The organism is Micromonospora sp. D75 (assembly GCF_018070405.1).
Lineage (GTDB): Bacteria > Actinomycetota > Actinomycetes > Mycobacteriales > Micromonosporaceae > Micromonospora > Micromonospora chalcea.
Map to the genome: position 1 here is coordinate 1 of NZ_JAGPXV010000348.1, position 6,288 is coordinate 6,288.

Below are 6,288 nucleotides of genomic sequence, written 5' to 3' on the forward strand. Positions count from 1 at the left end.
TCCCGGTGCACGTTGATGCCGGCCAGGTCGAGCGCCATGATCCGCTTCGCGGTGCCGATCTCGACGCCCCGGGCCAGGTAGACGAACTGCAACGGGGTGTCGGTGCCGGGCAGGTTGCGCTCGCGCATCTTCTCGGCCAGGTCCGAGGCGGGCACGCCGAGCAACGGGGACAGCGCCCGTGCGGTGGCGGCGCGGTCCTTGACCCGGGTCGGGTCGGCGAACACGTACCGGGCCTCCACACTGTGCGCCAGCGGCTCACCGTTGCGGTCGAGGATCGCCCCGCGCGGGGCCGGCAGCTCGACCACGGCGAGCCGGTTGGGCAGGCCGCCGTCGGCGTACGCCGGGGTGTCGACGGTCTGGAGGTAGAACACCCGCACGCCGATGCTGGCGAACAACGTCAGCGCCAGCAGCGTGCCGAGGCGCAGCCGACTGCGCGGATCGCCCAGCCGCGGGGGCCGGCGCGGCTTGCGGACCGGTCGGCGCGGCTGGGCGGCGGGACGGCGCGGCTGGGACCGGCGGCGCGGCGGCGGCGCGTCCTCCTCGTCGTCGAACGGCTCCCGCACCGGCCGGGACGAGACGGTCCGCACCACGCCGGTCCGGCCGCCCGCGGCGGTGGCCCGGCGGCCGGTCCGGGCGCCGTCACCCGTGGGCTCGCGCGTGCCGGCACGCCCGGCCCGGCCGCCGTCGAGCACCTGCAACGCGGGCCGGAACGGATCGCCGGACCGGGTGCTGCGGGGGGTACGCCGTTGCTCGGCGCCGCCGCCCTCGCGCACGGTCCGTCCGCGTGGGGTGTACGCCCGGGCGTCGGAGATCCCGCCGAGACCCGGCTCGCGCGGCTCCGACCCCCGCGACGATCCGCGCCGGGAGCCCGTGGCGTCCCGGCGCGGATCCTCCGATCTCGGCGGCACCGCTCAGCCTCCGTTGCCCTGCTGGCTGGTGACCGACGGGGCGCCCTGGGCGGGGTGCGGCACCCCGATGGTCTGCCCGTCCGGCAGCCGGATGTAGGCCGGGTCCTCGGACTCGACCAGGCCCAGCTTGCGGGCGTTGGCGGTCAGGTTGCCGGGCGCCTTCTGGTTGGCGATCTCCTTCTTGAGCTCCTGCTCGTCCACGTCGAGCTTGGCCTGCTGCTGCTGGAGCCTCTCCAGCTTGAAGGCGTTCTCATTGATCTTGGTGTTGACGGCCAGGATGCCCAGCACCCCACCGACCACGAGAACCAGGATCAGTGCGACGAAAGGCGCCCGGGGCACCCGGATCGGCGCCGGCGGGGCGACCCGCAGGCGCGGCGCCGGCGTGCCGGTGACCCGGGTCCGCTCGGCCGGCCGCAGAGCGGCGCTGCCCTGCGTCGGGAACTCGCGCGCCCCCCGGGCGCGAGTGTCCTCCCGGCGGTCGGTCGCCGTCGTGGCCCGCGTGGTGCGCTGCGCCGCGGTCCGGCCCCCCGACCGCGGTGCGCGCTGCCCGACGGCTCCCCGGCCGTCGCGCTTCTCGACGTTCATGTCCCCTCCCCCTCTTCGTCCGTCCCGATCCCGTCCCCCGGAGCCGACGCGGGGTCCGTCCCGGACCCCGGTGACCCCGTCCCCGGTTGGTGCATCGCCTTCACCCGGCGGCGGTACCGTTCGCGGTCGGTACGCCCCTGCCGGGCCGCCTCCGGGTCGAGCCGTTCCGCTGCCCGCAGCCGCACCGAGGCGGCGCGCGGGTTCGCGGCCACCTCCGCCTCCCCGGGCAGCTCGGCGCCCCGGCTCAACAGCCGGAACGTCGGGCCCGACCCGGGCAGTTCGACCGGGAGGTCGACCGGGCCCTTGCTGCGGACCCGGTCGGCGAGCGCGTGCTTGGTGAGCCGGTCCTCCAGCGAGTGGTAGGACAGGACCACCATGCGGCCGCCCACTGTGAGCTTGTCCAGAGCGGCCGGCAGCGCTGTCTCCAGCGCTGCCAGTTCTCTGTTTACCTCGATCCGTAAAGCCTGAAACGTTCTCTTTGCCGGGTGTCCGCCAGTTCGTCGGGCTGGCGCCGGAATGCTCTCCCGGACCAGCTCGGCCAGCCGGGCCGACGACGTGATCCGGGCCCGCTCCCGTTCCCGGATGATCGCCGAGGCGATCTTCCCGGCGAACTTCTCCTCGCCGTACACCCGCAGCAGGCGGGCCAGGTCCGGGTGGGAGTAGGTGTTGACCACCTCCTCGGCGGTCACCCCCCGGGTCTGGTCCATCCGCATGTCCAGCGGCGCGTCCTGCGCGTACGCGAACCCGCGGTCGGGCGCGTCCAGTTGCAGCGACGAGACGCCCAGGTCGAACAGCACCCCGTCGATCGCCGGGTAACCGAGCCGGTCGAGCACCTCGGGCAGCTCGTCGTAGACGGCGTGCTCCAGGTGGATCCGGTCGGCGAACCGGGCCAGGCGGACCCGCGCGTGGGCGAGCGCCTCGGTGTCCCGGTCCAGGCCGATCAGCACCGTGTCCGGATGCGCCGTGAGCACCGCCTCGGCGTGCCCGGCCAGGCCGAGCGTGGCGTCGACGTGGACGGTGCGACCGGGCCGGCCCAGTGCGGGGGCCAGCAGCTCGAGACACCGCTCGAGCAGCACCGGCACGTGCGTGCCGCGTAGCTCCCCCATCTCGACCCCCACCCCGTTCGCCAACCGTTCCGTCACGTGTCCGTCGTCGCCACGACGCCTCGCCATACCGCCAGATCCCCATCCGCTCCCGCCCGCCGGAGGCCGCGGCCCTCCGTGTCGGATCGTGCGCCTGGCACCGGGGAAGGGGTGCCAGGAACTCGAAAGCGGCTGGAGATCTCGCAGTACGTCGGGCGCCGTCACGCCCTACAGACCGCCGGGCAGCACCCCCTCCTCGATGTCGGCGAAGTCGTCTTCGCTCTCCGCGAGGTAGGCCTCCCAGGCCGCCTTGTCCCAGATCTCCACCCGGGTGCTCGCTCCGATCACGACCAGATCCCGGTCCAGTGCCGCGTACGACCGCAGGTGGCCGGGTATGGTGACCCGCCCCTGCTTGTCCGGCACCTCGTCGTGCGCGCTGGCGAAGAAGACCCGGCTGTAGGCCCGGGCCGCCTTGCTCGTCATCGGCTGCGCGCGCAACTGGTCGGCGATCCGCTGGAACTCGGGCATCGGGAAGACGTAGAGGCAGCGCTCCTGCCCTTTGGTGATCACGACACCCCCCGCCAGTTCGTCCCGGAACTTCGCCGGCAGGATCAACCGGCCTTTGTCGTCCAGGCGCGGAGTGTGGGTGCCGAGGAACATCGGCCCAACCCCCTCGCCCTGAGCGGCGTTCGCGGCGCCGCTGACCCCCCGGGCCGGTGTGGCCCTCCCGGCCTCACCATCGCGCCCCACTCTACTCCACTTCCCTCCACCTGCAACCAGAATCGCCCGCGCGGCGTGGCGTTTCCGCGCGCAAAACCGCACGTCAACGCGGGTGGGGCGGAGTGGAGGGGGTGGGGCGCGCCCGGCACCGTCCGCTACCCGACATCGACCGACGCCGTCCGGCCCCGCGCGCTCCACCCGTCCGCCGGAACGTCCCCGGCCGAACGGTTCGCCGTCGGCGGCGATCTGGTGGAGGTGGCGGTCCGGTAACCTCGCTCGCGTGACGGACGCGAAGATGCCCTTGCGGGCAAAGGTGGCCAGCTCCGTGTCGCGCACCGCCGCGGCGCTGTCGCGGGCCGCGGGCCGTGGCGACGGCTCGGTGATCGGCGGCTGGATCGGCCTCAAGATCGACCCGGACCTGCTCGCCCACCTCTCGGCCGGGCGCGCCATCGCCCTGGTGTCCGGCACCAACGGCAAGACCACCACCACCCGGCTCACCACCGCCGCGGTCGGCGTGCTGGGCCGGGTCGCCACCAACTCCTTCGGCGCGAACATGCCCACCGGCCACACCTCGGCGCTCGCCAAGGCCGGCAGCACGCCGTACGCGGTGCTGGAGGTGGACGAGCACTACCTCGCCCAGGTGCTGGAGGCGACCGAGCCGCACGTGGTGGCGCTGCTCAACCTCTCCCGCGACCAGCTCGACCGCGCCAAGGAGGTCGCCATGATGGCGCAGCTCTGGCGCGCCGCCCTGGTCCGGCACCCGCGGGTACGGGTGGTCGCCAACGCCGACGACCCGATGGTGGTGTGGGCCGCCACCCCGCCGGCCGACCCGGCCCAGGGCCACGTGCCGCCGCACGTCACCTGGTTCAGCGCCGGGCAGCGCTGGCACGACGACTCCTGGGTCTGCCCCGAGTGCGGCTCCACCATCCAGCGCTCCGGCGAGCAGTGGTGGTGCACCGGCTGCCCGCTGCGCCGCCCCGAGCCGAACTGGACGGTCGAGGACGACGGCGTGCTCGACCCCACCGGCGCCTGGCACAAGATCCAGCTTCAGCTCCCCGGCAAGGTCAACCTCGGCAACGCGGCCACCGCCCTGGCCGTCGCCGCCGAGTTCGGCGTACGCCCGGTGGACGCGGTCTCCCGGCTCGGCACCGTCACCTCGGTGGCCGGGCGCTACGCCCAGGTGAACCGCGACGGGCGCAACATCCGGCTGCTGCTGGCGAAGAACCCGGCGAGCTGGCTGGAGGCGTTCGACATGGCCGACGTCGCGCCGACACTGCTGTCCATCAACGCCCGCGACCCCGACGGGCTGGACACGTCCTGGCTGTTCGACGTGGACTTCTCCCCGCTGACCGGCCGGCAGGTGCTGATCACCGGCGACCGGGCGTACGACCTGGCGGTGCGGCTCGAGGTCAACGGCGTGCCGTTCCAGCACGTCCGCAGCTTCGACGAGGCGGTCCGCGCGGTGCCGCCGGGCCGGCTGGAGGTCATCGCCAACTACACCGCCTTCCAGGACATCCGAGCGGAGCTGGACCGTGTCAACTGAGAGCCTGCGCATCGTCTGGATCTATCCCGACCTGCTGTCCACCTACGGCGACCGGGGCAACGCGCTGATCCTGGCCCGCCGGGCCCAGCTGCGCGGCATGCCGGTCGAGGTGCTGGAGGTCCGCTCCGACCAGCGGCTGCCCGCCACCGCCGACATCTACCTGCTCGGCGGCGGCGAGGACGGCCCGCAGGCGCTCGGCGCCCAGCGCCTGATCGCCGACGGCGGCCTGCACCGGGCGGTGGCCCAGGGCTCGGTGGTGTTCGGCGTCTGCGCCGGCTACCAGTTGCTCGGCACCTCCTTCTTCGCCAAGGGCACCCAGTGCGCCGGCCTGGAGCTGCTCGACCTCTCCTCCGACCGCGGTCCCACCCGGGCCGTCGGCGAGCTGGCCGGCGAGGTCGACCCGCGGCTGGGCATCCCGCACCTGTCCGGGTTCGAGAACCACGGCGGCCGTACCCACCTCGGCCCCGGCGTGTCCCCGCTGGCCCGGGTCACCACGGGCGTCGGCAACGACGGCGCCACCGAGGGCGCGTGGCGGGGCAAGCTGCTCGGCACCTACTCGCACGGCCCGGCGCTGGCGCGCAACCCCGACCTGGCCGACCTGCTGCTGCGCTGGGCGACCGGCATCCACCAGCTTCCGCCGCTCGACGACACCTGGGCCGACCGGCTCCGCTCCGAACGCCGCACCGCGGTGGCCGCCGCCCCGAGGCCGTGACCGACGCCGCCCGGCCGGGGCGGCGACCGGTGGCCCGCCGGCTCGCCGGGTTGCTGCGGCAGCCCTCGGCGCGCCGGTTCGGGCTGCTCCTGCTGCTGCTCGCCGGGTTCGGCGTGACGCTGCTGCTGGTGCCGCGGCCGGATCCGGCCGACCTGCCCCGGCTCGCCGACTCGCTCGGCGGCTACGGCCCGCCCGCGGCGGTTCTCGGCGGCGCGCTGCTGCTGGTGGCTCTGGTGCCGCGCACGTTCGTCACGCTGGCCGCGGGCGCGATCTTCGGCCCGGTGCAGGGCGCCGCGTACGCGCTCGGCGCGGCGCTGCTGGCGGCGGCCCTCGGCTTCACGGTGGGGCGGGTGCTCGGGCGCGACTTCGTCGCCGAGCGGGTACGCGGCCGGCTGGCCCGCCTCGACGGCTGGTTCGCCCGGCAGAGCGTCTTCGGCGTGATCACCGTACGGCTGCTGCCGATCGCCGGGTTCGGCCTGGTCAGCTACGGCTACGGCACCACCGCCGCCCGGGTGGTGCCGTTCCTGGCCGGCAGCGTGATCGCCTCCGCCCCCACCGCCATCGGTTACGCGGCGATCGGCGCGGCGGTGACCACGCCCGGGTCGATCAACTGGTACGCGGCGGCGCCTGCGAGCCTCGGCCTGATCGCCAGCGTGCTGATCGTCCACCGCTGGTGGCGGGCCGAACGGCGACGCCGAGCGACCTGACCGGCGGGGGGGCGTGTACCGCCAGTGGTAC

General features: G+C 74.6%; 6 protein-coding genes and 1 pseudogene. 3 read left to right on the top strand and 4 right to left on the bottom strand.

Translation table 11 applies throughout. The features are described from left to right. The 4 genes and pseudogenes from KBX39_RS20050 to mraZ all read right to left on the bottom strand — a co-directional run. A pseudogene (locus KBX39_RS20050) lies at positions 1-908 on the bottom strand (penicillin-binding protein 2); the annotation flags it as partial. Positions 909-911: 3 nt separating this feature from the next. Further along, entirely contained in the window at positions 912-1,493 is a 582-nt protein-coding gene (locus KBX39_RS20055) for a hypothetical protein (protein ID WP_043329466.1), read from the bottom strand. After that, on the bottom strand, positions 1,490-2,599 hold the full coding sequence (gene rsmH, locus KBX39_RS20060; RefSeq protein ID WP_043331095.1) for a 16S rRNA (cytosine(1402)-N(4))-methyltransferase RsmH: 1,110 nt from the start codon (positions 2,597-2,599) through the stop codon (positions 1,490-1,492). The genes KBX39_RS20055 and rsmH overlap by 4 nt, the downstream gene beginning before the upstream one ends. Before the next feature lie 204 nt (positions 2,600-2,803). Then, on the bottom strand, positions 2,804-3,235 hold the full coding sequence (gene mraZ / locus KBX39_RS20065) for a division/cell wall cluster transcriptional repressor MraZ (protein WP_013287610.1): 432 nt from the start codon (positions 3,233-3,235) through the stop codon (positions 2,804-2,806). Between the two features lie 355 nt (positions 3,236-3,590). On the opposite strand from mraZ, the gene KBX39_RS20070 reads away from it, so the two are divergent. From KBX39_RS20070 to KBX39_RS20080, 3 genes are read left to right on the top strand one after another with little or no spacing between them, the layout of a single operon-like run. Next, positions 3,591-4,838 (top strand): MurT ligase domain-containing protein, encoded by a 1,248-nt coding sequence (locus tag KBX39_RS20070; protein ID WP_064446416.1) that lies wholly within the window; start codon positions 3,591-3,593, stop codon positions 4,836-4,838. After that, positions 4,828-5,550: a type 1 glutamine amidotransferase gene (locus KBX39_RS20075; protein ID WP_043329464.1), complete on the top strand. Its 723-nt coding sequence runs from the start codon at positions 4,828-4,830 to the stop codon at positions 5,548-5,550. Before KBX39_RS20070 ends, KBX39_RS20075 begins: the two co-directional genes overlap by 11 nt. Further along, positions 5,547-6,257, top strand: coding sequence for a TVP38/TMEM64 family protein (locus tag KBX39_RS20080; protein WP_187694261.1), 711 nt, complete (start codon positions 5,547-5,549; stop codon positions 6,255-6,257). The genes KBX39_RS20075 and KBX39_RS20080 overlap by 4 nt, the downstream gene beginning before the upstream one ends. Positions 6,258-6,288: the final 31 nt, after the last annotated feature.

Coding starts and splice junctions, on each gene's coding strand:
- KBX39_RS20070 (WP_064446416.1), top strand. CDS start 3,591: ATGCCCTTGCGGGCAAAGGTGGCCAGCTCCGTGTCGCGCACCGCCGCG.
- KBX39_RS20055 (WP_043329466.1), bottom strand. CDS start 1,493: ATGAACGTCGAGAAGCGCGACGGCCGGGGAGCCGTCGGGCAGCGCGCA.
- rsmH (WP_043331095.1), bottom strand. CDS start 2,599: ATGGGGGAGCTACGCGGCACGCACGTGCCGGTGCTGCTCGAGCGGTGT.
- mraZ (WP_013287610.1), bottom strand. CDS start 3,235: ATGTTCCTCGGCACCCACACTCCGCGCCTGGACGACAAAGGCCGGTTG.